This window comes from Methylobacterium sp. C25, assembly GCF_021352225.1.
GTDB lineage: Bacteria > Pseudomonadota > Alphaproteobacteria > Rhizobiales > Beijerinckiaceae > Methylobacterium.
In genome coordinates this window covers 1-25,062 of record NZ_JAAUVI010000010.1, presented here as the reverse complement: position 1 = coordinate 25,062, position 25,062 = coordinate 1, and the positions used below count along the sequence as shown (strand labels likewise).

General features: G+C 64.3%; 19 protein-coding genes. 16 read left to right on the top strand and 3 right to left on the bottom strand.

Annotated features, from left to right (window positions below):
* From pufM to HCU64_RS19690, 4 genes are all read left to right on the top strand, one after another.
* Positions 1-978: a photosynthetic reaction center subunit M gene (gene pufM, locus HCU64_RS19705; RefSeq protein WP_233385931.1), complete on the top strand. Its 978-nt coding sequence runs from the start codon at positions 1-3 to the stop codon at positions 976-978.
* The gene (gene pufC, locus HCU64_RS19700; protein WP_233385930.1) at positions 975-2,054 is read left to right on the top strand and encodes a photosynthetic reaction center cytochrome PufC; all 1,080 of its coding nucleotides are present in this window, start codon (positions 975-977) and stop codon (positions 2,052-2,054) included. The genes pufM and pufC overlap by 4 nt, the downstream gene beginning before the upstream one ends.
* A 311-nt stretch (positions 2,055-2,365) precedes the next feature.
* The gene (gene ykgO / locus HCU64_RS19695) at positions 2,366-2,491 is read left to right on the top strand and encodes a type B 50S ribosomal protein L36 (protein WP_003601867.1); all 126 of its coding nucleotides are present in this window, start codon (positions 2,366-2,368) and stop codon (positions 2,489-2,491) included.
* A gap of 78 nt (positions 2,492-2,569) precedes the next feature.
* On the top strand, positions 2,570-3,184 hold the full coding sequence (locus tag HCU64_RS19690; RefSeq protein ID WP_233385929.1) for a tetratricopeptide repeat protein: 615 nt from the start codon (positions 2,570-2,572) through the stop codon (positions 3,182-3,184).
* A 152-nt stretch (positions 3,185-3,336) separates the two neighbouring features.
* On the opposite strand, the gene pyk is transcribed toward HCU64_RS19690, so the two are convergent.
* A complete protein-coding gene (pyk, locus tag HCU64_RS19685) occupies positions 3,337-4,773 on the bottom strand; it encodes a pyruvate kinase (RefSeq protein ID WP_233385928.1) in 1,437 nt (478 codons plus the stop codon).
* 355 nt (positions 4,774-5,128) lie between these two features.
* On the opposite strand from pyk, the gene HCU64_RS19680 reads away from it, so the two are divergent.
* Positions 5,129-5,983, top strand: a complete 855-nt coding sequence (locus HCU64_RS19680) for an outer membrane protein (RefSeq protein WP_233385927.1) — start codon at positions 5,129-5,131, stop codon at positions 5,981-5,983.
* A 64-nt stretch (positions 5,984-6,047) separates the two neighbouring features.
* Here the strand turns inward: HCU64_RS19680 and HCU64_RS19675 are convergent, their stop codons facing one another.
* Together HCU64_RS19675 and HCU64_RS19670 are read right to left on the bottom strand one after the other, a co-directional pair.
* Positions 6,048-6,515, bottom strand: a complete 468-nt coding sequence (locus tag HCU64_RS19675; protein WP_442785987.1) for a DUF1036 domain-containing protein — start codon at positions 6,513-6,515, stop codon at positions 6,048-6,050.
* A gap of 4 nt (positions 6,516-6,519) precedes the next feature.
* Entirely contained in the window at positions 6,520-7,824 is a 1,305-nt protein-coding gene (locus HCU64_RS19670) for a glycerate kinase type-2 family protein (protein WP_233385925.1), read from the bottom strand.
* A 158-nt stretch (positions 7,825-7,982) separates the two neighbouring features.
* On the opposite strand from HCU64_RS19670, the gene HCU64_RS19665 reads away from it, so the two are divergent.
* The 11 genes from HCU64_RS19665 to HCU64_RS19615 form a co-directional block, all read left to right on the top strand.
* Positions 7,983-8,762, top strand: a complete 780-nt coding sequence (locus HCU64_RS19665; RefSeq protein WP_233385924.1) for an N-formylglutamate amidohydrolase — start codon at positions 7,983-7,985, stop codon at positions 8,760-8,762.
* 339 nt (positions 8,763-9,101) lie between these two features.
* Positions 9,102-9,410, top strand: a complete 309-nt coding sequence (locus HCU64_RS19660; protein ID WP_233385922.1) for a DUF1244 domain-containing protein — start codon at positions 9,102-9,104, stop codon at positions 9,408-9,410.
* Positions 9,411-9,496: 86 nt separating this feature from the next.
* Positions 9,497-10,576: a glycosyltransferase 61 family protein gene (locus HCU64_RS19655; RefSeq protein WP_233385921.1), complete on the top strand. Its 1,080-nt coding sequence runs from the start codon at positions 9,497-9,499 to the stop codon at positions 10,574-10,576.
* Between the two features lie 606 nt (positions 10,577-11,182).
* Positions 11,183-11,701, top strand: a complete 519-nt coding sequence (gene rplJ, locus HCU64_RS19650) for a 50S ribosomal protein L10 (RefSeq protein ID WP_233385919.1) — start codon at positions 11,183-11,185, stop codon at positions 11,699-11,701.
* A 54-nt stretch (positions 11,702-11,755) separates the two neighbouring features.
* Complete coding sequence (gene rplL / locus HCU64_RS19645) at positions 11,756-12,136, top strand: 50S ribosomal protein L7/L12 (RefSeq protein ID WP_233385917.1); 381 nt, start codon at positions 11,756-11,758, stop codon at positions 12,134-12,136.
* Positions 12,137-12,392: 256 nt separating this feature from the next.
* Entirely contained in the window at positions 12,393-16,517 is a 4,125-nt protein-coding gene (rpoB, locus tag HCU64_RS19640) for a DNA-directed RNA polymerase subunit beta (RefSeq protein WP_233385915.1), read from the top strand.
* Positions 16,518-16,685: 168 nt separating this feature from the next.
* On the top strand, positions 16,686-20,906 hold the full coding sequence (rpoC, locus tag HCU64_RS19635; protein WP_233385914.1) for a DNA-directed RNA polymerase subunit beta': 4,221 nt from the start codon (positions 16,686-16,688) through the stop codon (positions 20,904-20,906).
* A 432-nt stretch (positions 20,907-21,338) separates the two neighbouring features.
* Positions 21,339-21,710 carry a 30S ribosomal protein S12 gene (gene rpsL / locus HCU64_RS19630; protein ID WP_109895591.1) on the top strand — a complete coding sequence of 124 codons (372 nt, stop codon included), beginning with the start codon at positions 21,339-21,341 and terminating at the stop codon, positions 21,708-21,710.
* Between the two features lie 113 nt (positions 21,711-21,823).
* Complete coding sequence (gene rpsG, locus HCU64_RS19625) at positions 21,824-22,294, top strand: 30S ribosomal protein S7 (protein WP_233385912.1); 471 nt, start codon at positions 21,824-21,826, stop codon at positions 22,292-22,294.
* Between the two features lie 33 nt (positions 22,295-22,327).
* A complete protein-coding gene (gene fusA / locus HCU64_RS19620; RefSeq protein WP_233385911.1) occupies positions 22,328-24,403 on the top strand; it encodes an elongation factor G in 2,076 nt (691 codons plus the stop codon).
* Positions 24,404-24,462: 59 nt separating this feature from the next.
* Positions 24,463-25,062: GTP-binding protein (locus tag HCU64_RS19615; protein WP_233385910.1), on the top strand; the 600-nt coding region annotated here is incomplete at its 3' end.

The window sequence follows — 25,062 nt, the reverse complement described above, 5'->3', positions numbered from 1 at the left end:
ATGGCCTACTACCAGAACATCTTCACGCAGGTCCAAGTCCGGCCGATCCATCCGGAACAGGGGGTGCCGGTCGCGGTCGACCACCGCATCGGCAAGCCCTTCACGAGCTACGTTGCCGGCCTGTTCGGCAACAGCCAGATCGGCCCGATCTACGGCGGCTATCTCGGCATTCTCTCGGCGGTCTGCTTCCTGATCGCCTTCGAGATCATCGGGCTCAACATGCTGGCCTCGGTGAACTGGGATCCGATCCAGTTCGTACGCCAGCTTCCCTGGCTCGCCCTGGAGCCGCCGCGTCCCGAATACGGGCTCAAGATCCTGCCGCCGCTGGCCAAGGGCGGATGGTGGCTGATCACCGGCTTCTTCCTGACATCGTCGATCCTGCTCTGGTGGCTGCGCATGTACCGCAGGGCACGGGCGCTCGGCATCGGCACCCACGTGCCGTGGGCCTTCGCCTCGGCGATCTGGCTCTACCTCGTGCTCGGCTTCATCCGGCCACTGCTGATGGGCTCGTGGAGCGAGGCGGTCCCCTTCGGAATCTTCCCGCATCTCGATTGGACCGCGGCGTTCTCGCTCCGCTACGGCAACCTCTTCTACAATCCGTTCCACATGCTCTCGATCGCGTTCCTGTACGGATCGACGCTTCTCTTCGCCATGCACGGCGCGACGATCCTGGCGACGAGCCGCTATGGCTCGGAGCGTGAGATCGACCAGATCGTCAGCCGTGGCACGGCCTCGGAGCGGGCTGCCCTGTTCTGGCGCTGGACCATGGGCTGGAACGCCACGATGGAGTCCATCCATCGCTGGGCCTGGTGGTTCGCGGTGCTCACCACGCTGACCGGCGGCATCGGCATCCTGCTCACCGGCACCGTCGTCGACAATTGGTACCTCTGGGCCGTGAAGCACGGCGTCGCGCCGGCCTATCCGCAGGTCTTCGGACCGGTCGTCGATCCGCTCAACGCCGGGGGGAACGTGCCATGAAGAGCCTGATCGTCGTCGCGGGCGTCACCGTCGCGTCCTTCCTCACCATCGCCATGCTCGGCACGGCAGGCTGGAGCCTTCCTCCGATCGCGGCCCAGCAGCACGGCTTCCGCGGCACCGGGATGGATCAGATCCAGACCAAGCGCGAGGCCGCCGCCGACCAGGCGGCCAATCAGGCCCCCGCACCCGCCGATCCGGCGAGCGCGGACGGCGACAAGGCCGGGACGACCTATCAGAACGTCCAGGTCTTGAAGGATCTTTCGACGGAGCAGTTCAACAGGGTGATGACCTCGATCACCGAGTGGGTCGCGCCCGAGCAGGGCTGCACGTTCTGCCACAACACAGAGAACATGGCCTCGGACGACCTCTACCAGAAGAAGGTCGCCCGGCGGATGCTGCAGATGACCCAGACCATCAACAGCGAGTGGAAGGAGAAGCACGTCCACGAATCCGGCGTGACCTGCTTCACCTGCCACCGCGGCCAGCCGGTGCCGAAGAACGTCTGGTTCGAGAATCCGGGCCTGACGGCGAAGGGTCTGACCGAGCCACGCAACAACGGGCAGAACATGGCCTCGGCGGAGGTCGGCCTCGCCTCGCTGCCCTACGACACGCTGACGGAGTTCCTCGGCAAGAAGGGGCTCGACGACAACGCGATCCGCGTGAACGCCACGACGGCTTTGCCGGAGGGCAAGGGCAAGTCGATCCAGGAGGCCGAGAAGACCTACGGCCTCATGATGCACATGTCGCAATCGCTCGGGGTGAACTGCACCTACTGCCACAACACCCGGGCCATGTCGCAATGGCCTCAGAGCACGCCGCAGCGGGTGAACGCCTGGCACGGCATCCGGATGGTCCGCGCGCTCAACGGCGATTTCCTCGAGCCGCTCAAAGGCACTTTCCCCGAGAATCGACTCGGGCCGAACGGCGACGTTCCGAAGGTCGGTTGCGGCACCTGCCACCACGGGCAGCCGAAGCCGCTCAACGGAGCACATGTGATCGAGGCCTATCCGGAACTCGCCAAGGCGCAGGCTTCGTCGGCGGACGCCAAGCCGAGCCCGGCCGAAGCTCCGAAATAGGAGCACGCTGGCCTGTGCGAGCTTCGATCGAAGCGATGACAGTCAATTGTGCAGTTGCCGGGCTTTGCCTCGGCGGCCGCTTACGTGGAGAAGCAGCGATCTAGACTGGTGGCCGAGGCTCGATTGTCACGATCTGCGCCGCTTTGGCATTTCACCGGCCGGTTCGCCTTGCCTGCGGGGCTCCCTCTCTGATAAGGGCACCGTCTTTCCGCGATGCGTGATCTGCCATCGCCGGGGCGCCTTCGCGGCATCCCGTTCCTCACGATACCCAAACGACAGGCGGCCGGGCAGCCCGCGCCGAGTGGACACCGATGAAGATCCGTAACTCGCTCAAGTCGCTGCGTGGCCGTCACCGCGACAACCAGCTCGTGCGCCGCAAGGGCCGCGTCTACGTCATCAACAAGACTCAGAAGCGCTTCAAGGCCCGCCAGGGCTGAGCGGTGTCGCTGCCATTGCGCCCGCGTGTCACGCGGGCGCGTTGACGGCAGCACCCGCGGCATGACAGCCTCGGGACGATGACACTCGCGCGAACCGGCTTCTCGGCCCTCTCTCGCATCCTGCTCGCCGTCGGATTGTCGGTCACGCCAACCGTGGGGTTGCTGGCCGCCGCCCCGCAGAAGGCACCTGAGCAGGAGCGCAAGGCACATCCGCCGGTCTCTCTCGATGACCTCTATGCCCGTCTCAAGGAGGCGGATGACCCCGCTGAGGCCAAAGGCTTCGCGGGATTGATCGAGCGGCGCCTCGCACGCTCCGGCAGCGCCACCGCCGACCTCCTGACTGAACGCGCCCGCGAGGCGATGGCAGGCAACGACGTGCCGTTGGCGATCGAGCTGATGGATCGGGCCATGGCGCTGGAGCCGACTTGGTCCGAGGGCTGGAACCGGCGCGCCACCCTGTTTTGGCGGCTATCCGACTCGTCGAGTGCCATCGCCGATCTCGAACGTGCCCTGGTGCTGGAGCCGCGACACTTCGAGGCCTGGGCTGCGCTCGGTAAGCTCTATCTCGCGGACGACGACAAGCGCCGCGCTCTCGACGCCTTCCGTCGCGCGGAAGCCATTTACCCGCAATGGGACATTCTGAAGAAGTCCATCGAGCGCCTTGCGCCCGACGTCGACGGTCGGGACCTCTGACTCAGTGACATCTGAGCCTAGCTCTCTCGCACATGACGATCCGTTGTCTTTGCGAAGCTAAGCCGAACCAGGGCCGACATTCCGACAGTGCGGATGCGGTCCTGAATTGATTCCCCGATTCGGCGACGACGACGGACTGGGGCCGAAGCCGTTCAGACCTGTGCGGCATGCTCGCGGGTAACGTGGGCGATCCTCACCATGTTCGTGGCTCCCGGTGTCCCGAACGGCACGCCGGCCACAATGATCACCTGATCGCCGACCGCCGCGAACTCTTCGCGGATCGCGAATTTGGCAGCGCGAAAAGCCATGTCGTCTACGTCGCTCGCATCCTTGGTCACAATCGGATGCGTGCCCCAGACAATGGCGAGGCGGCGGGCGGTCTCGCGCTTTGGGGTCAGGGCGATGATGCTGGCATTCGGACGAGAGCGGGCGAGCCGCTGAACCGTCGAGCCCGAGCTTGTCCAGGCCATGACTGCGCGGAGGTTCAAGGCTTCGACGATCTGATGGGTCGCCGCGGCGATGGCATCGGGATCGGTCGCCTCCGGACCCGAACGCTGCGCGGTCAGGATCGACCAGTACAGGGCATCGCGCTCCACCTGTTCGGCAATGCGGCTCATCATGTGGATCGCCTCGACCGGATAAGCACCAGCCGCGCTCTCGGCCGAGAGCATCACTGCGTCGGCGCCCTCATAGACCGCGGTCGCCACGTCGGAGACCTCGGCGCGGGTCGGTACCGGAGCAGTAATCATCGATTCGAGCATCTGTGTCGCGACGACGACCGGCTTACCGAGACGGCGCGCGCCGCGGGTGATGCGCTTCTGGACGCCGGGCACCTGCTCCAGGGGCATCTCGACGCCGAGATCGCCGCGCGCGACCATGATGCCGTCAGAGACTTCGATGATCTCGTCGAGGCGGCTCAGCGCCTGCGGCTTCTCGATCTTCGCCATTACCAGGGCGCGCCCAGCCGCGATCGCCTTGACCTCGGCGATGTCCTCGGGGCGCTGCACGAAGGAGACGGCGATCCAATCGGCCCCGGCATTGAGCCCGGCTTCGAGGTCGGCGCGATCCTTGTCTGTCATCGCAGGAACCGGAAGCACCGTGTGAGGCAGTGAGACGCCCTTGCGATTCGAGATGCGGCCGCCGACATCGACTCGCGTCACGACGCGGCCCTCGCTGACCTCGACGACGTGCAGCCTGAGCTTGCCATCATCGATGATCACAGCGTGGCCCGGCTCGACCGCGGCGAGGATCTCGGGATGGGGGAGGTAGACGCGATTCACGTCACCCGGCGTCGGATCGCTGTCGAGCACGAAGCTCGCGCCCCGCGCCAGCTGGGCCGAGCCGTCGGCAAAAGCGCCGACGCGCAATTTCGGCCCCTGCAGGTCGACCAGAATCGCGATCGGCCGCTTAGCCTCGCGCTCGATCGTGCGGATGACCTCGACCTTCTCAGGCAGCTTCTCTTTGGGCAGGTGGCTCATGTTGAGCCGGAAGACGTCAGCTCCCGCGTGGAAAAGCTTGGTGATCATCTCCGGCGTATCGGAAGCTGGGCCGAGGGTGGCCACGATCTTGGTACGGCGCGCGCGCTTCACTCTAGTTTTCCTCCATGCCCCTTTAGGACCCGGCGGAGTTCGTTGTGACCGCGGGAACGGTCCGGCGGTGAAGCGGTGCGACGGCACCTGCAGCCGGACAAGACGTGTGCGCCACAAGACCCTTCACGGGGTCGGCGTCAAGGTGCGCTGAAGCAGCCGACGACGTCCTCGGAATACGAACGGAGGCTTGGCCATCCCCTCCCGGCGTCGCCATCGTTGCGAGAAGACCTCGAAAAATTCGTCAGCGAGCCGCGTAGGTCGCTTTAGCAGCACACTGTGGCTTGGCAGCCATATCTGCGAAGCAAGCGTCGCCATACGATCTGGACAGTATTCGATCCCGGAAAGGGTGATTTTCATGAAGATGCTTGTTCTGGCGAGCACCGCTCTCGCCCTCATCGCGAGTGCCGCCTCCGCCGCCGATCTCCCGCGCCGTGCTGAGCCGCCGCCCGTCTTTACCCCCGTCCCGGTCTTCACGTGGACCGGCTTCTATGCCGGCCTCGAGACGACCTACGTGTGGACCGACCGATCGCGGGCCACCACGTCCTCCCCGAGCGCGGTGCTGGATGCCGGCGTTGCGGACGGCACTTCGCGGACGCGGAACGTAAGCCTGCGGAGTAATGACGGCCTCGCCAACATCGGCGGCGGCGGCGGCTACAACTACCAGTTTACGCCCGGCTCCGGCATCGTCGTGGGCGCCGCTGTGAACATCGACTGGGTCGATCAACACCGCAACACGTTCTCGACCAGCACCCTCGGCAACGTCAGCCAATACGGTCAGGGCCTCGAATACCTGGGCACCGTAACCGGCCGAGTGGGCTACGCTTGGGACCGCTTCCTGGTTTACGGTGTCGGCGGTCTCGCCTTCGGCAGCGTCGACAACTCTGCGGACTTCTATGGTCCTGCACCGGGCTTCGCCCTGCGCTACACTGGCGGCGACCGGTCGTTCCGTACGGGCTTCGCCTATGGCGGCGGCGTCGAATACGCGATCCCCGAGGACAGCTTCCTGAACTACCTCAGCGTCGGAAAGTATCTCGGCATCAAGTCCAACGCCGTGACGATCAAGGCCGAGTACCTGCATTACGATCTCGGCAGCCACAGCGTCTTCGCTGGCGTCCAGCCGGGTGGCTTCACCCCTCCGGGCTACAACGTCCGCTTCCGCAACGAAGGCAATCTCGTCCGCGTCGGCTTCAACTATAAGTTTGGCGGCTAATCGCCGACAACACCACCCAGACGAAGGCGGCTCTCCTGCGAGAGCCGCCTTTTTGCATTTGAATCTACGGTTGGCCGCCGCGACGCTGGGCCGGATCGGTGAGCTGGATCGTCCAGCTTTTCTGCTCGCCGGTGTCAACCTCAATGAAGCCGTTGCGGTCGTAGCCCCGAGCTAGACAGTCCTCGACGCCGCGGATGGTAAAAGCGGTGTCGCGCGTGCACATCATGGCGCGCCCGCTCCACTCGCCCCCGCGCGTGAAGTCAACGGCATACACATAGTAGAACCGCGCCGTGAGCGTACCCTTCAGCAGGGTCCCACAATCCTTCGGCTTCAAGTCCCACCAGCCTTCGGTGACCCAGCCCTGCGGATCGCGGTAGCCGAGCGTTACGCCGATCTTGCTGCCGGTGAGGTTGCACATGCGCAGGTCGGCCCGAACCGGGCCGGCCGTGGCGAACGATGACGCGACGAGGATGCCGGCCACGGCCAGCCGTCGGCTCGACCGGGAAACGCGGATCCTCGCCGTCTCGGGCAAAGGCTCAGCCGACGAGGATGATGCGGCAGTCGTTGACATTGGTACGCGTCGGACCCGGCTGAACGAGGTCTCCGATCGTAGCGAAGAATCGCGTCGAATCGTTGTCCACCAGCATCGCGGCCGGATCGAGCCCCTTTTCGCGAGCCCGCGCCAGCGTGGTTGAATCGATCAGGCCGCCAGCCGGATCCGTCGCCTTGCCACGGCCGCCGTCGGTGCCGTCGGTATCGGCGGCGATACCGGCGATCCCCTCTTCGCCATCGAGAGCAAGCGCGAGAGCCAACGCGTATTCCTGGTTCGGTCCCCCGTCGCCTTCTCCTCGGATCGTCACGGTGAGCTCGCCACCGGAGATCAATGCGACCTTGCGGGCCGCCGCCTTGGCTTCTCTGGCAAGCCGTGCGTGCTCAGCCGCCACCTCGCGGGCTTCGCCTTCAAGGTCGGAGCCCAGCATGACCGGCTCGTAGCCGGCGGCCTGAGCGGCGGCAGCAGCAGCCTCCAGAGCATCGATGGGACGGGCAACGATGCGGTACTCGGCTCGCGCGAAGGTCGGATCGCCAGCCTTCGGCGTCTCATTGCCCGGGTCGGTCAGGAGCGCCCGTGCCGAATCTGGTAGCGGAATGCCGCGGCGCTCACAGATCGCCAGCGCCTCGGCCAGCGTCGAGGGATCGGGCACGGTCGGGCCAGAAGCGATCACCGACGGGTCGTCGTGCGGCACGTCAGAGATCGCGAGCGTCAAGATGCGGCGCGCATTCTTTGCCGCAACCGCAAGGCGGCCACCTTTGATCCGCGAGAGGTGCTTGCGGACGCAGTTGATCTCGTTGATCGGCGCGCCGGAGCGCAGCAGCGCTTTGGTAATGCCCTGCTTCTCTTCGAGCGTGAGATTGCCAGCGGGCGCGATCCAATTCGCCGACCCGCCGCCCGAGAGGAGCACCAGCACCTCGTCGTCCGGCCCAGCCAGCGACGCGATCCGCAGGGCCTCCTTGGTCGCCTCGATGCCTGCGGCATCGGGCACCGGGTGACCTGCCTCGACCATGCGGATGCCGGGCGCATCCTCGCCATAGCCGTGGCGCGCCACCGCGAGACCGAGGATGCGCTCTTCCGGAACCCCGTGCTCCTGGCGGTAGAACCGGCTCGCCATCGCGGCCATGCTACCTCCGGCCTTGCCTGCGCCAAGTATGATCAGTCGTCCCGGCACGGGCGGTGGCAGGTGGCCAACCAGGCACTTGCTGGGGTGCGCGGCCGCGATGCCCGCGTCGAGCAGGCTCCCGAGCAGCTCACGGATGGCGGGCGCGTCGGGGGATGGAGCGGTCATGCAGGCGTCCTCGCAACGGTTTCTTCGAAAACCTTTTCTGCTCGTGCCATGCCCGAGCCGGCACGCGACGGCAAGATTTCGGCGCGACATTCGACCGGCATGGATCGCGCATGGCTTAGGGGACTACTGAAGATGCGCGACCGGCCCAGATAAGCCCCATGCCGACTTCCGCCGCCCTCCGCACAATCGCCGAACCGCTCGAGCACACCGAGCATCCCGTCGAGGTCATCCCTGGCGACGCGAGGCGTGGCCTGCTGATCCTGTGCGACCACGCCTCCAACGCGGTGCCAGACGACCTCGACCGACTCGGTGTCGCCGAGCACGAGTTCGGGCGCCATATCGCCTACGACATCGGCGCAGCGGCAGTGACCCGCCGGCTGGCAAGCCTCCTCGGCGTACCGGCCGTGCTCACGATGTTTTCTCGGCTCGTGATCGACCCGAACCGGGGCCGCGCCGATCCAACCCTGGTGATGCGGCTCTCGGACGGTGCGATCGTTCCCGGAAATGCCCGCATCGACGCTGCCGGCGTCGCCGAGCGCATTCGCCGCTTTTACGCGCCTTACGATCGAGCGATCGATTCGGCGGTGGCCGATGCGCAGTCGGCCGGCAAGCCTCCAATGATCCTGACCATGCATAGCTTCACCCGCTATTGGCGCGGCATCGAGCGGCCCTGGCAGGTTGGCATTCTGTACGATCGCGACGAACGCCTGAGCCGGCCGCTGATCGAGGCGCTACGAGCCGATCCGGCCGGCCTCACGGTCGGCGACAACGCACCCTACGGCGGCGGTCTCCCCGGCGACACCGTCGACCGACACGCCATTGCGCGCAATCTTCCGAATGCTCTCGTCGAAATCCGCCAGGATCTGCTTCTCGACGAGGTCGGCATTGAGGAATGGGCCCAACGGTTCGCTGGCCTGATGCGTCCGATGCTCAGCTGAGTCTCAGCCACCGCCGCAAGCGTGTCCGTCAAGCGATGGTGCGGAGGGGGAAGCATCGGATCACTGGCACACGCCGGAATGTTCGGCAGGAGTATCGATTTTGGCCTCGTCGAAGGCGCCGTTATCGCCTCCGACATGCGTGGGCCAAATCGGCACCCATCGAAATAACTGTCATGAGATCCGTGTGAGCGGAGTCTCGGCAGACGCATACGACACGCCAACAACGTCGCGACTCGTCACGGCATCGGCTGCGTCCGAAACATAACCAACGGTGCTCGGACCGCCTTGGCACCGCGCTCAAGACGCGCCACATGCTCTTGATCGAAGAGGCGCTCCTCCATGAACGACATCTCACCGCAGACCCAGACAGAACTTGAGGCCGCGGTATTCCGGCGCTTGGTAGCGCATTTGCGTGAGCGGCCGGACGCGCAGAACATCGACCTGATGAATCTCGCAGGGTTCTGCCGAAACTGTCTGTCGAACTGGCTGAAGGAGGCCGCCGACGAGCGCGGCCTTGCGATAAGCAAAGATGCCAGCCGCGAACATGTCTACGGAATGCCGTACGAAGACTGGAAGCGGCAGCATCAGAAAGATGCGACTGCGGAACAGCAGGCGAAATTCGCCGACGGGCATGCGAAAGGGCACTAATCGCAATTTCGGCTTGATCCCGGCTTTCGAGGATCAAAAATTCAGGCAATCAGGCTTTGTGATGGAGAAGGAAGATCGACGCTCGCGTGCCTTCGACGCTCCTGCGCAGGTCCGATGAGTGGACTGCCTACCTAGCCTCGAGCTACGGCTATGTCGGCACGCGAGACGTCCGCCTTCACCTTGTTCGTAATGCGCTCATCACTCGTGCCACCTACCCCTCGCCCGAGCAGTTCACTGGGGCCGTCTACGATACTGAGCGCCGGCTCATCCGCTCATCCCTCAGGCTCGATCCCGACGCTGATCAGCCGATCGACCCTGAGACCGTGCCGGAATCCCGTTACACGTCTGCTCGACGGGTGCCTCGGGCCATCTACGGCGGAATGCTGTTCCTGATTCTGGGACACTTCCTGTTCGAGTCGGCGGCGCGGTTATGGCTGCAGATCGATTTCTCTCAGAACTTCAATAAGGGCGAGCCGGTCCCAGTCATCTTTCATCCGTCGCGAGATTTCGAGCTTGGCGTATTCGGTAGCTATCCGCTCTTTCGAGATTCGCTTGCAGCCCTCAGCGTCCGCCTACGAAATCTTCTTCTTGCGGATGAGGATTTTCGAGTCGACGTGCTCTATTATCCAGAGCCGTTGTCGATCTACCACGAATACGTTCATCCCCTGATGGGCCGGGTGATCGATCACCTGATCGCCGAGCTCAAGCGGCCGCGCACGCTGGCAGCCCGCTGGTCCTCTCGGCTTAAGACGCCCGCTCAACCACGAATCTATCTCTCGCGCAGCCGCTGGCACGAGAACCATCGCATCGCGAACGAGTACGAATTGGAGAACGTTTTCCGGGAACGGGGTTTCGCGATCGTGCATCCTCAGGAACTTGCTCCCCACGACGTGATCCGAGTCATGCAGGGAGCCGATCTCATCGCATCGAGTGATGGCTCGCACGCTCACCTGCTCGCTTTCGCAAGACGGGGCACACGCAGCCTACTTTTGGACACCCGTCCAGTCCCCACTCAAACAGCAATCGAGAAGCTCCGAGAGCTTGACGCTCTTCACGTGCCGATCTGGCAAGATTCCGAGGGAATCTGGGATCAGGAGAGCAAAAAGGTGAGGCTCGATGAATTTTCAGCTTTTCTGAATGCGTATTTGTCGAGCATCCCAGCCTGACGATCCGGCAGCAGCGATGCGGAGCACCATGATCCGAGAGTGCTCCGCAACCATCGGCCCCCCAAGGTGAGCAAGGTGATGTCGCGTCGGCCAATCATGCCGTGCGCGGTGCACATGTCCGGGTTGCGACCGTTTTGCCACTTTCGGGGACTTGGCAGGCGCCTTGCTAGGCTCTATAGACCCCCCTCCACGAATTCACCTTTTTGAAGGAGTTCGGCCTATCGGCCGATTTCCATTCGAGATGTCGCCTGGGAAACCTGGCGGCGATGGCCGGAAGGACTTCGGGGCCCGTGCCTCGAAAGCCTCGTCCGGCCATGTCCTGTCCGAGACTGCAGGGGCCGGTTCTCCGGCTTAATCCTCAAAGCGCCTGCACAGACGGGGAAGACCGAGTTTTCGACACGCTTCACCCATCGCGATTTCCGCGGGGGAGGGGCATCGGTTTGAACCATCTCGCCCATGACGAAGCGCTTCTGGCGCAGCGTCAGGGGACAGGGCCGTGAAGCGTCGTTCGGACGGTTCCGGCTTTAGAGCCGAGACCGTTTCCGGGCGGCATGTTGCAACCGGCGGATCCTCCCTGAGGTTCCGCCAGAACCGGAGAGAGCCAAAGTGGACAGGACAGCAAAAGCTGATCTCGTCACGACGCTCAACGGCGTGTTCACAACGAACGCCGTCGTGGTCGTGGCCCACTACAAGGGCCTCACGGTCGCCGACATGCAGAAGCTGCGCTCGCAGATGAAGCAGGCCGGCGCCACCGTGAAGGTCGCCAAGAACCGCATCGCCAGCATCGCTCTCGATGGCACGGACGTCGCCTCCATCAAGCCCCTCCTGAAGGGTCCGACCCTGCTCGCCTATTCGAGCGATCCGGTCGCGGCTGCGAAGGTTGCGGTGGATTTCGCCAAGGCTAACGACAAGCTCGTGATCCTCGGCGGCGCCATGGGGAAGACTGCTCTGAACCCCGACGGTGTGAAGGCGCTCGCCTCGCTGCCGTCTCTCGACGAACTGCGCGGCAAGATCGTGGGCCTCATCCAGGCTCCCGCGACCAAGATCGCCCAGGTCGTCAATGCGCCGGCAGCCAAGCTCGCCCGCGTGTTCGGGGCCTATGCCGCCAAGGACGAGGCTGCCTGAGGCAGTCGCCCTTTAAATTCAAACCGTTCAAACCGATCTATAAGGAAATCTCACATGGCTGATCTCGCCAAGCTCGTCGACGACCTGTCGTCGCTGACCGTCCTCGAGGCCGCTGACCTCGCCAAGATGCTCGAAGAGAAGTGGGGCGTCTCCGCCGCCGCCGCCGTCGCCGTCGCTGCCGGCCCGGCTGCTGGTGGTGGTGCTGCTGCCGCTGCTGAAGAGCAGACCGAGTTCACCGTCGTTCTTGCCGCTGCCGGCGACAAGAAGATCGAGGTGATCAAGGAAGTCCGCGCCATCACCGGCCTGGGCCTCAAGGAAGCCAAGGACCTCGTCGAGGGCGCTCCGAAGCCGGTCAAGGAAGGCGTTGCCAAGGACGAGGCCGAGAAGCTCAAGGCCGCCCTCGAGAAGGCCGGCGCCAAGGTCGAGCTCAAGTAAGACAACGGTGGGCCGCTTCAGGCCCATCGCATCCGGCCTCCCTCGTGGAGGGCTGGAACCCGATGCCCGCGAGCCCCACCGGCTCGCGGGCTGACGCCGCTTCCGGCGGCTTGCGGATCGGGGGCGATCGCGCAGGCGACAGAAGACCGAGATTGCAGTTCGGGTGGGACGGTCCGGCGGGGCACGTTTCACGGCCCGGAGCGGGAAGGGCACTTTCCCCGGGCACCTTTACGCGGGTTAGGTGGAGCGAGATCACATGGCCAACACGCTGGTCGGTCGGAAGCGCATTCGCAAGTTCTTCGGCAAGATCAAGGAAGTGGCAGAGATGCCGAACCTCATCGAGGTTCAGAAGGCATCCTACGACCAATTCCTGATGGTGGATGAACCCGAAGGCGGCCGTGGCGACGAGGGCCTTCAGAGCGTCTTCAAGTCGGTCTTCCCGATTTCCGACTTTTCGGCGACCGCGCTCCTCGAATTCGTACGCTACACCTTCGAGCAGCCGAAATACGACGTCGATGAGTGCCGTCAGCGCGGCATCACTTTCGCGGCTCCCCTCAAGGTGACGCTGCGACTGATCGTGTTCGATGTTGACCCGGATACCGGCGCCAAGTCGGTCAAGGACATCAAGGAGCAGGACGTCTACATGGGCGACATGCCGCTCATGACCGACAACGGCACCTTCATCGTGAACGGTACCGAGCGCGTCATCGTCTCGCAGATGCACCGTTCGCCGGGCGTGTTCTTCGACCACGACAAAGGCAAGACCCACTCGTCGGGCAAACTGCTCTTCGCCGCGCGCATCATCCCGTATCGTGGCTCCTGGCTCGACGCCGAGTTCGACGCCAAGGACATCGTCTACGTCCGAATCGACCGGAAGCGTAAGATCCCGGCGACCTCGCTGCTCTTCGCCCTCGGCCTCGACGGCGAGGAGATTCTGTCGACCTTCTACGACCGTGTAACCTACGTCCGTGACAAGGCCGATTGGCGCGTGCCATTCGACCCCGAGCGCCTGAAGGGCTTCAAGGCAACTGTGGACCTGATCGACGCCGATTCCGGCGAGGTCGTGCTCGAGGCCGGCAAGAAGATGAACGTGCGCAACGCGCGCCTCATCTCCGAGAAGGGCACCAAGTTCCTCAAGCAGACCAACGAGGATCTCGTCGGCCAGTACATTGCCGAGGATCTCGTCAACCTGAAGACCGGCGAGATCTATGCCGAGGCGGGTGACGAGATCTCCGAGAAGCTGCTCGACGGTCTCGACGAGGTCGGCGTGCAGGAGTTGCCGGTTCTCGACATCGACCACGTCAATGTCGGCCCCTACATCCGCAACACGCTCGCGGTCGACAAGAACTCGACCCGCGAAGGTGCGCTGTTCGACATCTACCGCGTCATGCGTCCCGGCGAGCCGCCGACGCTGGAGACGGCGGAAGCGATGTTCCACTCGCTGTTCTTCGATCCCGAGCGCTACGACCTCTCCGCCGTCGGCCGCGTGAAGATGAACATGCGTCTCGACCTCGATGCCGAGGACACCGTGCGCACGCTCCGCAAGGAGGACATGCTTGCGGTCGTGAAGGCGCTCGTGGACCTGCGCGACGGCAAGGGCGAGATCGACGACATCGACCACCTCGGCAACCGCCGCGTGCGCTCGGTCGGCGAGCTCATGGAGAACCAGTACCGCCTGGGCCTCCTGCGCATGGAGCGCGCCATCAAGGAGCGCATGTCGTCCGTCGACATCGACACCGTGATGCCGCAGGACCTGATCAACGCGAAGCCCGCGGCCGCCGCTGTGCGCGAGTTCTTCGGCTCGTCGCAGCTCTCGCAGTTCATGGACCAAACCAACCCGCTTTCGGAGGTCACCCACAAGCGCCGCCTCTCGGCGCTAGGCCCAGGCGGTCTGACCCGCGAGCGCGCCGGCTTCGAGGTGCGTGACGTGCACCCGACGCACTACGGCCGCATCTGCCCGATCGAAACGCCGGAAGGCCCGAATATCGGCCTGATCAACTCGCTCGCGACCTTCGCGCGGGTGAACAAGTACGGCTTCATCGAGACGCCCTTCCGCAAGGTGAAGGACGGCGTGGTGACGAACGAGGTCTCGTATCTATCCGCGATGGAGGAGGCGAAGTACCACGTCGCCCAGGCCAACGCTCAGATGGACGCGAACCGCAAGCTGACCGAGGACCTCGTGGTCTGCCGCCGCGCCGGTGAGGTCATGGTGGTCACGCCCGACCGCGTCGACCTCATGGACGTGTCGCCGAAGCAGCTCGTCTCGGTTGCGGCCGCGTTGATCCCGTTCCTCGAGAACGACGACGCCAACCGCGCTCTGATGGGCTCGAACATGCAGCGCCAGGCAGTGCCGCTGGTCCGGTCCGATGCGCCGTTCGTCGGCACAGGCATGGAGGCCGTGGTCGCCCGCGATTCCGGCGCTGCCATCGCCGCGCGTCGCTCCGGCATCGTCGACCAGGTGGATGCCACCCGTATCGTCATCCGCGCCACGGAAGAGGCCGACGCCACCAAGCCCGGCGTCGACATCTACCGCCTGCAGAAGTTCCAGCGCTCCAACCAGTCGACCTGCATCACGCAGAAGCCGCTGGTGCGCGTCGGCGAGCCGGTGAAGAAGGGTGAGATCATCGCCGACGGTCCCTCGACCGAGTTCGGCGAGCTCGCGCTCGGCCGCAACGTGCTCGTCGCGTTCATGCCGTGGAACGGCTACAACTTCGAGGACTCGATCCTGCTCTCCGAGCGGATCGTGAAGGATGACGTGTTCACCTCGATCCACATCGAGGAATTCGAGGTGATGGCCCGCGACACCAAGCTGGGTCCGGAGGAAATCACCCGCGACATCCCGAACGTCTCGGAAGAGGCGCTCAAGAATCTCGACGAGGCCGGCATCGTCTATATCGGCGCCGAGGTGCACGCAGGCGACATTCTCTGCGGCAAGATCACGCCGAAGGGCGAAAGCCCGATGACGCCGGAGGAGAAGCTGCTCCGCGCCATCTTCGGCGAGAAGGCGTCCGACGTGCGCGACACCTCGCTCCGGGTGCCCCCGGGCGTGACCGGCACGATCGTCGAGGTCCGGGTGTTCAACCGCCACGGCGTCGACAAGGACGAGCGCGCCCAGGCGATCGAGCGCGAAGAGATCGAGCGTCTCGCCAAGGACCGCGACGACGAGCAGACCATTCTCGACCGCAACACCTACGCGCGTCTTGCGGATGTGCTGATTGGGCAGTCGCCAGTCGCCGGCCCGAAGGGCTTCAAGAAGGACACCACGCTGACCCGCGAGGAGATCAGCGAGTATCCCCGTTCGCAGTGGTGGCAGTTCGCCGTCGTCGACGACCGTCTGATGACGGAGATCGAGGCGATGCAGAAGCAGTACGACGAGTCGAAGAAGCGCCTTGAGCAGCGCTTCCTCGACAAGGTCGAGAAGCTGCAGCGCGGCGACGAGTTGCCTCCGGGCGTCATGAAGATGGTCAAGGTCTTCGTGGCGGTGAAGCGCAAGATCCAGCCGGGCGACAAGATGGCCGGCCGTCACGGCAACAAGGGTGTGGTGTCGCGGATCGTGCCGATCGAGGACATGCCGTTCCTTGAGGACGGCACGCATGCCGACATCGTGCTGAACCCGCTCGGCGTGCCCTCGCGCATGAACGTCGGTCAGATCCTGGAGACCCACCTCGGCTGGGCCGCTGCGGGCCTCGGCCGCAAGGTTTCCAAGGCGGTCGATGCCTATCTCAAGACGCAGGACATCAAGCCCCTGCGGACCGAGATGGAAGCGATCTACTCGCCGTCCGAACTCGAAGGGCTCTCCGACGAGGATCTCGCCGAGGCCGGCAACAACGTGCGCCGCGGCGTACCGATGGCGACCCCGGTCTTCAACGGCGCGAAGGAAGCCGACATCGAGCAGATGCTGGAGATGGCCGGTCTCGACCGATCGGCACAGTCGACGCTCTATGACGGGCGCACCGGTGAGGCCTTCGATCGCAAGGTGACGATGGGCTACATCTACATGCTCAAGCTTCACCATCTCGTGGACGACAAGATCCACGCACGCTCGATCGGTCCGTACTCGCTCGTCACCCAGCAGCCGCTGGGCGGCAAGGCGCAGTTCGGCGGCCAGCGCTTCGGCGAGATGGAGGTCTGGGCCCTGGAAGCCTACGGCGCGGCCTACACCTTGCAGGAGATGCTGACGGTGAAGTCGGACGACGTGGCCGGCCGTACCAAGGTGTACGAGGCCATCGTGCGCGGCGACGACACCTTCGAAGCGGGCATCCCCGAGTCCTTCAACGTGCTCGTCAAGGAAATGCGGTCGCTCGGTCTCAACGTGGAACTCACCTCCACGAAGAAGAACGCGAACGACCAGCTCGAGCCGCCGGCCGAGGCGGCCGAGTAAGCTCGAGGCTATAGCTCCCGTGCCGGATCGCAGGATCCGGCACGGTTCGAGCGGGGAGGGGAAGTGCCTCCCGGACTTTCAGGCCAGCGGCGTCCCGGCGGACGCGGCGCCTTCGGATTTCAGTCGTGACACCCAGGCGCGGGGTCTCACGCGAACAAGGAGCGGATCATGAACCAAGAGGTCATGAACCTTTTCAACCAGCAGTCTCAGCCGCAGAGTTTCGACCAGATCAAGATCTCGATCTCGTCGCCGGAGAAGATTCTCTCCTGGTCGTTCGGTGAGATCAAGAAGCCCGAGACGATCAACTACCGCACGTTCAAGCCCGAGCGCGACGGTCTGTTCTGCGCGCGCATCTTCGGACCCATCAAGGACTACGAGTGCTTGTGCGGCAAGTACAAGCGCATGAAGTACAAGGGCGTCATCTGTGAGAAGTGCGGCGTCGAGGTCACCCTCGCGCGCGTCCGTCGCGACCGCATGGGCCATATCGAGCTGGCCGCGCCCGTCGCCCATATCTGGTTCCTCAAGTCGCTCCCAAGCCGCATCGGTTTGCTGCTCGACATGGCGCTCAAGGACCTGGAGCGCATCCTGTACTTCGAATCCTACTGCGTCATCGAGCCGGGCCTCACGCCTCTCAAGGAGCGTCAGCTCCTGACGGAGGAAGAGTACCTGCGCGCCCAGGAGGAGTACGGTGAGGACAGCTTCACGGCGATGATCGGCGCCGAGGCGATCCGGCGCATCCTGCAGGAGCTCGACCTCGAAGGCATCGCGACCTCGCTCAAGGAGGAGATCGCGACGACGACCTCCGAGCTGAAGCCGAAGAAGCTGATGAAGCGCCTCAAGATCATCGAGGCCTTCCAGCTCTCCGGCAACAAGCCCGAATGGATGATCCTGACGGTCGTTCCGGTGATCCCGCCGGACCTGCGCCCGCTCGTCCCCCTGGACGGCGGCCGCTTCGCCACGTCGGATCTCAACGACCTCTATCGCCGCGTGATCAACCGCAACAACCGCCTCAAGCGGCTGATCGAGCTCCGCGCGCCGGACATCATCATCCGCAACGAGAAGCGCATGCTTCAGGAGGCCGTCGACGCGCTGTTCGACAACGGCCGCCGCGGCCGCGTCATCACCGGCGCCAACAAGCGTCCGCTGAAATCGCTCGCCGACATGCTGAAGGGCAAGCAGGGCCGGTTCCGCCAGAACCTGCTCGGCAAGCGCGTCGACTACTCCGGCCGTTCGGTCATCGTGGTCGGCCCCGAGCTGAAGCTGCACCAGTGCGGCTTGCCGAAGAAGATGGCGCTCGAGCTGTTCAAGCCGTTCATCTACGCCCGTCTCGACGCCAAGGGTTTCTCGGCCACCGTCAAGCAGGCCAAGAAGCTCGTCGAGAAGGAGAAGCCCGAGGTCTGGGATATCCTGGACGAGGTCATCCGCGAGCATCCCGTGATGCTCAACCGCGCGCCGACGCTGCATCGCCTCGGCATCCAGGCCTTCGAACCGAAGCTGATCGAGGGCAAGGCGATCCAGCTGCACCCGCTGGTCTGCGCCGCGTTTAACGCCGACTTCGACGGCGACCAGATGGCCGTGCACGTCCCGCTGTCGCTCGAGGCGCAGCTGGAAGCGCGCGTCCTGATGATGTCGACGAACAACATCCTGCACCCGGCCAATGGTCAGCCGATCATCGTTCCGTCGCAGGACATTGTTCTCGGCCTCTACTATCTCTCGATCGTCGGTGAGGGCCTGGTCGGCGCCTTCCAGCCGGACAACAAGCAGAACCCGATGCAGGGTGTGTTCGGCGACGTCGGCGAGCTGGAACATGCGCTCGCGGCCAAGACCGTGAAGCTGCACTCGAAGATCAAGTGGCGCTGGACCGGCATCGGTCCGGATGGCGAGCCGCTGACCAAGATCTACGACACCACCCCCGGCCGTGTGATCCTGTCGGGCGCGCTGCCGAAGCACGCCAAGGTTCCCTTCGACGTCGTCAACAAGCTGATGACCAAGAAGGAGATCTCGGGAATGATCGACACCGTCTACCGCCACTGCGGTCAGAAGGAGTCGGTGATCTTCTGCGACCGCATTATGGCGCTCGGCTTCACCCACGCGTTCAAGGCCGGCATCTCGTTCGGCAAGGACGACATGGTCATCCCCGAGAACAAGTGGTCGATCGTCGACACGACCCGCGCGCTCGTGAAGGACTACGAGCAGCAGTACAACGACGGCCTGATCACCCAGGGCGAGAAGTACAACAAGGTCGTCGACGCCTGGGCCAAGTGCTCGGATAAGCTCGCCCAGGAGATGATGGGCCGCATCTCGTCCGTTCAGAAGGACGAGCACGGCGCCGACAAGCAGGTCAACTCGATCTACATGATGAGCCACTCGGGCGCCCGTGGCTCGCCGGCGCAGATGAAGCAGCTCGCGGCGATGCGCGGCCTCATGGCCAAGCCCTCGGGCGAGATCATCGAGACCCCGATCATCTCGAACTTCAAGGAAGGCCTGGACGTTCTCGAATACTTCAACTCGACCCACGGCGCCCGTAAGGGCCTCGCGGACACCGCGTTGAAGACCGCCAACTCCGGCTACCTGACCCGTCGTCTCGTCGACGTGGCGCAGGACGCGGTCATCCGTGAAGTCGATTGCGGCACGACCAACGGCATCAAGATGCGCGCCATCATCGATGCTGGCCAGGTCGTGGCTCCGCTCGCGAGCCGCATCCTCGGCCGCGCCGCCGCCGAGGAGCTGACCGCTCAGGACGGCAGCGTCATCGTGGCCGCCGGCGAGACGATCGAAGAGAAACACCTGCCGGCGATCACAGCCGCCGGCATCCAGGAGGTGAAGATCCGCTCGGTTCTGGTCTGCCAGACCAAGAGCGGCGTCTGCGCCACCTGCTACGGGCGCGACCTCGCCCGCGGCACGCCCGTCAACATGGGCGAGGCCGTCGGCGTCATCGCGGCGCAGTCGATCGGCGAGCCGGGTACGCAGCTCACGATGCGCACCTTCCACATCGGTGGCGCGGCTCAGATCGCGGATTCGTCCTTCATCGAGTCCAGCTTCGAAGGCACGATCGCGATCCGCAACCGCTCGATCGCGAAGAACTCCGATGGCGACCTCATCGCCACGGGCCGCAACGTGGCCGTGGTGATCGTGGGTGCCGACGGGACCGACCGCGCCGTCCACCGTCTGCAATACGGTGCCAAGCTGCGCGTCGACGAGGGCGACAAGATCAAGCGTGGCCAGCGGATCGCCGAATGGGATCCCTATACCCGTCCGATCGTTTCCGAGATCGACGGCATCGTCGCTTACGAGGACCTCTACGACGGCCAGTCGATCACCGAGACCACCGACGAGTCGACCGGCATCTCGAAGCGCGTCGTCATCGACTGGCGCGGTTCGGCACGCACCTCGGACCTCAAGCCGGCGATGGTCATCGTCGACTCGGAGGGCAAGCCCCTGAAGCTGCCGCGCGGCTCCGAGGCTCGGTACCTGCTGCCGGTCGAGGCCATCATCGGCGTCGATCCCGACACCAAGATCAAGGCTGGCGACATCCTGGCCCGCGTCTCGTCGGAATCGGCCAAGACCCGCGACATCACCGGCGGTCTGCCGAGGGTGGCGGAGCTGTTCGAGGCACGTCGTCCGAAGGATGCGGCGATCATCGCCGAGAAGTCGGGCACGATCGCTTTCGGCCGCGACTACAAGAACAAGCGCCGCCTGTCGCTGACGCCGCACGATGGCTCGGAGACGGTCGAGTACCTGATCCCGAAGGGCAAGCACATCCACCTTCAGGACGGGGACGTGGTCGAGCTCGGCGACTACATCGTCGATGGCAACCCGGCGCCGCACGACATCCTGGCGATCAAGGGCGTGGAGGAGCTCGCTGCCTACCTCGTCAACGAGATCCAGGAGGTCTACCGGCTCCAGGGCGTGCTCATCAACGACAAGCACATCGAGGTGATCGTCCGTCAGATGCTGCAGAAGGTGGAGATCACCGACGGCGGCGACTCGGACATCATCCCGGGTGACCAGATCGACCGGACTGAGTTCGCCGAGTTCAACGAGAAGCTTCTCGCCGAAGGCAAGAAGCCGATCCAGGGCGTGCCGGTTCTGCTCGGCATCACCAAGGCGAGCCTGCAGACCAAGTCGTTCATCTCGGCGGCCTCGTTCCAGGAGACCACCCGCGTCCTCACCGAGGCGGCGGTCAACGGTAAGGTCGACACGCTGGAAGGCCTCAAGGAGAACGTCATCGTCGGCTCGCTCATCCCGGCGGGCACGGGTTCGCTGGTGGCCGACATCAAGTCGATCGCCCGCCGCCGCGACAGTCTGATCCTGAAGCAGCGCGCCGACGAGCACGCAGCCCGCAACCCGGCTCCCGTCGGCGAACTGCCGCCGGCTGCCGCCGAGTAAGCAGAGCTCGCACGGAAGACATTGAGGGCGGCCTCCGGGCCGCCCTTTTTTCTGCTCGAAGCCCGGCGATATGATCGAGCAGCATGGATCGTCGTAAGTCTCGGCCCTCTCGCGAAGAATGTGTTGCCGAGCCGTTGACGTCCTGCGAATCCCCGAGTAGATACGCGGCACTTCGGTTGGCCAAGAGTCTCCGACGGTGCGAAGCATTGCTTCCAGTCATCGTCGCCGGGCCGAAGCCGAGGCTCACATAACCTGACTTCTGTCAGATCCGTGGGTATGAACGCGCCCTTATACGGCGTGATCCTCTGCCTCAAATGCGCCAAAGGCCGGCATCGGCCTCTGGCGTTGTTCGTTTTGCCGTTGGCTCCTTCCGGAGCCGAGAGTTCGAAGATCAGGGGCGCCACCGAGCGACCCGAGGGATGAGGGCAGAGAATGCCGACGATCAACCAGCTGATCGCCCAGCCGCGTAAGGCCCAGAAGGCCCGCAACAAGGTGCCGGCGCTCGATGCTTGCCCGCAAAAGCGTGGCGTCTGCACCCGCGTCTATACGACGACCCCGAAGAAGCCGAACTCGGCCCTTCGTAAGGTCGCCAAGGTCCGTCTGACCAATGGCTTCGAGGTGATCGGCTATATCCCCGGCGAGGGCCATAACCTTCAGGAGCACTCCGTGGTGATGATCCGCGGCGGCCGCGTGAAGGACCTTCCGGGCGTGCGCTACCACATCCTGCGCGGCGTGCTCGATACGCAGGGCGTCAAGAACCGCAAACAGCGTCGTTCGAAGTACGGCGCCAAGCGTCCGAAGTAAGCTTCGGCGCGACCGCTTTTTTCCACGACCTCGTAAGGATGTCGCCGGCTCTCGAGCTAAGGCGGCCTGCGCGGGGTGCTTAAGACGATTTTACGAATACAAGGCTCGACCCCATGTCTCGTCGTCACTCTGCCGAGAAGCGCGAAATCATCCCGGACGCCAAGTACGGCGACATCGTGCTCACCAAGTTCATGAATTCGATCATGTACGAGGGCAAGAAGTCGGTTGCCGAGAGCATCGTCTACGGTGCCTTCGAGATCGTCGAGAACCGCGCCCGCGCCAACCCCATTGAGGTTTTCCGGGCCGCTCTCGAAAACGTCGCTCCGGCGATCGAGGTTCGTTCCCGCCGCGTCGGCGGCGCGACCTACCAGGTCCCCGTCGAGGTTCGTGCCGAGCGCCGCCAGGCGCTCGCTATCCGTTGGCTGATCCAGGCTGCACGCGGCCGCAACGACCGCACCATGGTCGAGCGTCTCTCCGCCGAGTTGCTCGACGCCGCCAATAACCGCGGCAACGCCGTCAAGAAGCGGGAAGACACGCACCGGATGGCGGAAGCCAACCGCGCCTTCTCGCACTACCGCTGGTAACCGGCCTAGCCCCCTTTTTTCGGAGAGACCCCGATGGCCCGCAGCCATAAGATCGAGGACTACCGTAACTTCGGCATCATGGCCCACATCGATGCCGGCAAGACGACGACGACCGAGCGCGTCCTCTACTACACTGGAAAGTCCCACAAGATCGGCGAAGTCCACGAGGGCGCCGCCACGATGGACTGGATGGCGCAGGAGCAGGAGCGCGGCATCACGATCACGTCCGCCGCGACGACGTGCTTCTGGCGCGAGAAGCGCCTGAACATCATCGACACCCCCGGCCACGTCGACTTCACCATCGAAGTCGAGCGTTCGCTGCGCGTGCTCGACGGTGCCGTGTGCGTGCTCGACGGCAACCAGGGCGTCGAGCCCCAGACCGAGACCGTATGGCGCCAGGCCGACAAGTACGACGTGCCGCGCGTTGTGTTCGTCAACAAGATGGACAAGATCGGCGCCGACTTCTTCAAATGCGTCGACGACATCATCAAGCGCGTCGCCGGCAAGCCGGTCTGCCTGCAGCTGCCGATCGGTGCCGAGAACAACTTCAAGGGCGTCATCGACCTCATCAAGATGAAGGCGATCGTCTGGTCGGGCGAGGCGCTCGGCGCGAATTTCGACGAGGAAGAGATCCCCGCCGATCTCGCCGATCAGTCGGCAGAGTACCGCACCAAGCTGATCGAGGCTTGCGTCGAGCTCGATGACGACGCGATGGCCGCCTATCTCGATGGCGTGGAGCCGGATGCCGATACGCTGCGCAAGCTCGTGCGCCGCGCCGTGCAGCTGCGTGCCTTCCATCCCGTGCTCTGCGGCTCCGCCTTCAAGAACAAGGGCGTTCAGCCGCTTCTCGACGCGGTTGTCGATTATCTGCCTTCGCCGGTGGATCGCGGCGCCGTCAGCGGCATCGATTTCAAGACCGAGGAAGAGACCACCCGTCAACCGACGGACGAGGATCCCTTCTCCATGCTCGCCTTCAAGATCATGGACGATCCCCACGTCGGCACGATCACCTTCTGCCGCGTCTATTCGGGCAAGGTCGAGACCGGTTCGAACGTGTTGAACTCCTCACGCGACAAGCGTGAGCGGGTTGGCCGCATGCTGCTCATGCACGCCAACAACCGCGAGGACATCAAGGAGGCTTTCGCTGGCGACATCGTCGCACTGGCCGGTCTCAAGGATACGCGCACCGGCGACACGCTCTGCGATCCGAACAAGGCCGTGATCCTTGAGAAGATGGAGTTCCCCGAGCCCGTCATCGAGATCGCCGTCGAGCCGAAGTCGAAGGCCGACCAGGAGAAGCTCGGCATCGCGCTCTCCAAGCTCGCCGCTGAGGATCCGTCCTTCCGCGTGTCGACCGATCAGGAGTCGGGCCAGACCATCCTTCGCGGGATGGGCGAGCTCCATCTCGACATCAAGGTCGACATCCTGAAGCGCACCTACAAGGTCGAGGCCAATATCGGCCAGCCGCAGGTGGCGTATCGCGAGAAGCTGACTCGCCGTCAGGAAATCGACTACACGCACAAGAAGCAGACCGGCGGTACCGGTCAGTTCGCCCGCGTGAAGTTCGTCGTCGAGCCGAACGAGCCGGGCGCAGGCTTCTCGTTCGAGTCGAAGATCGTCGGTGGCGCGGTTCCGAAGGAGTACATCCCCGGCGTCGAGAAGGGCCTCAACTCGGTCCTCGGCGCAGGCGTACTCGCCGGCTTCCCTGTCGTCGACATCAAGGTCGAGTTGGTGGACGGTGCCTACCACGACGTCGACTCATCGGCGCTCGCCTTCGAAATCGCCTCCCGCGCTGCTCTGCGCGAGGCGCTCCAGAAGGGTGGCTCGGTGCTGCTCGAGCCGGTCATGAAGGTCGAGGTGGTGTCTCCTGAGGAGTATACCGGCTCGGTCATCGGCGATCTGAACTCGCGTCGTGGCCAGATCCAGGGCCAGGACATGCGTGGCAACGCCAACGTCATCAACGCGATGGTGCCGCTCGCCAACATGTTCGGCTACGTGAACCAGTTGCGCTCCTTCTCGCAGGGCCGCGCCAGCTTCACGATGCAGTTCGATCACTACGAGGAAGTGCCGCGCGGCGAGGCCGACAAGGTCATCGCCAAGTACGCCTAAGGCTCAGGCCTGAAGCACTTCTTCTATCGCAATAGACATTCGACTTTCAGGAGGCTCCGATGGGCAAGGAAAAATTCAACCGCAGCAAGCCGCACTGCAACATCGGCACGATCGGCCACGTTGACCACGGCAAGACGTCGCTGACGGCGGCGATCACGAAGGTTCTGGCGGAGTCGGGCGGCGCGTCGTTCACGGCGTATGACCAGATCGACAAGGCTCCGGAGGAGAAGGCGCGCGGCATCACGATTTCGACGGCGCACGTCGAGTACGAGACGCCGAACCGCCACTACGCGCATGTCGACTGCCCCGGCCACGCCGACTACGTGAAGAACATGATCACGGGCGCGGCGCAGATGGACGGCGCGATCCTGGTGGTGTCGGCCGCCGACGGCCCGATGCCGCAGACCCGCGAGCACATCCTGCTCGCCCGCCAGGTCGGCGTGCCGGCTCTGGTGGTGTTCCTGAACAAGGTCGACCTGGTCGACGACGAGGAGCTGCTCGAGCTCGTCGAGATGGAGGTGCGCGAGCTCCTCTCCAAGTACGAGTTCCCGGGCGACGACATCCCGATCACCAAGGGCTCGGCCAAGGTCGCTCTCGACGACGGCGACAAGAAGATCGGCCACGATGCCGTCATCGCCCTGATGAAGACGGTGGACGAC

What these genes read in the sequence shown, in the direction of transcription:
- rplL (WP_233385917.1), top strand. Translation starts at nt 11,756, where the DNA reads ATGGCTGATCTCGCCAAGCTCGTCGACGACCTGTCGTCGCTGACCGTC.
- rpoB (WP_233385915.1), top strand. Translation starts at nt 12,393, where the DNA reads ATGGCCAACACGCTGGTCGGTCGGAAGCGCATTCGCAAGTTCTTCGGC.
- pufM (WP_233385931.1), top strand. Translation starts at nt 1, where the DNA reads ATGGCCTACTACCAGAACATCTTCACGCAGGTCCAAGTCCGGCCGATC.
- HCU64_RS19680 (WP_233385927.1), top strand. Translation starts at nt 5,129, where the DNA reads ATGAAGATGCTTGTTCTGGCGAGCACCGCTCTCGCCCTCATCGCGAGT.
- HCU64_RS19670 (WP_233385925.1), bottom strand. Translation starts at nt 7,824, where the DNA reads ATGACCGCTCCATCCCCCGACGCGCCCGCCATCCGTGAGCTGCTCGGG.
- HCU64_RS19690 (WP_233385929.1), top strand. Translation starts at nt 2,570, where the DNA reads ATGACACTCGCGCGAACCGGCTTCTCGGCCCTCTCTCGCATCCTGCTC.
- HCU64_RS19660 (WP_233385922.1), top strand. Translation starts at nt 9,102, where the DNA reads ATGAACGACATCTCACCGCAGACCCAGACAGAACTTGAGGCCGCGGTA.
- rpsG (WP_233385912.1), top strand. Translation starts at nt 21,824, where the DNA reads ATGTCTCGTCGTCACTCTGCCGAGAAGCGCGAAATCATCCCGGACGCC.
- rpsL (WP_109895591.1), top strand. Translation starts at nt 21,339, where the DNA reads ATGCCGACGATCAACCAGCTGATCGCCCAGCCGCGTAAGGCCCAGAAG.
- pufC (WP_233385930.1), top strand. Translation starts at nt 975, where the DNA reads ATGAAGAGCCTGATCGTCGTCGCGGGCGTCACCGTCGCGTCCTTCCTC.
- rpoC (WP_233385914.1), top strand. Translation starts at nt 16,686, where the DNA reads ATGAACCAAGAGGTCATGAACCTTTTCAACCAGCAGTCTCAGCCGCAG.
- ykgO (WP_003601867.1), top strand. Translation starts at nt 2,366, where the DNA reads ATGAAGATCCGTAACTCGCTCAAGTCGCTGCGTGGCCGTCACCGCGAC.
- fusA (WP_233385911.1), top strand. Translation starts at nt 22,328, where the DNA reads ATGGCCCGCAGCCATAAGATCGAGGACTACCGTAACTTCGGCATCATG.
- HCU64_RS19665 (WP_233385924.1), top strand. Translation starts at nt 7,983, where the DNA reads ATGCCGACTTCCGCCGCCCTCCGCACAATCGCCGAACCGCTCGAGCAC.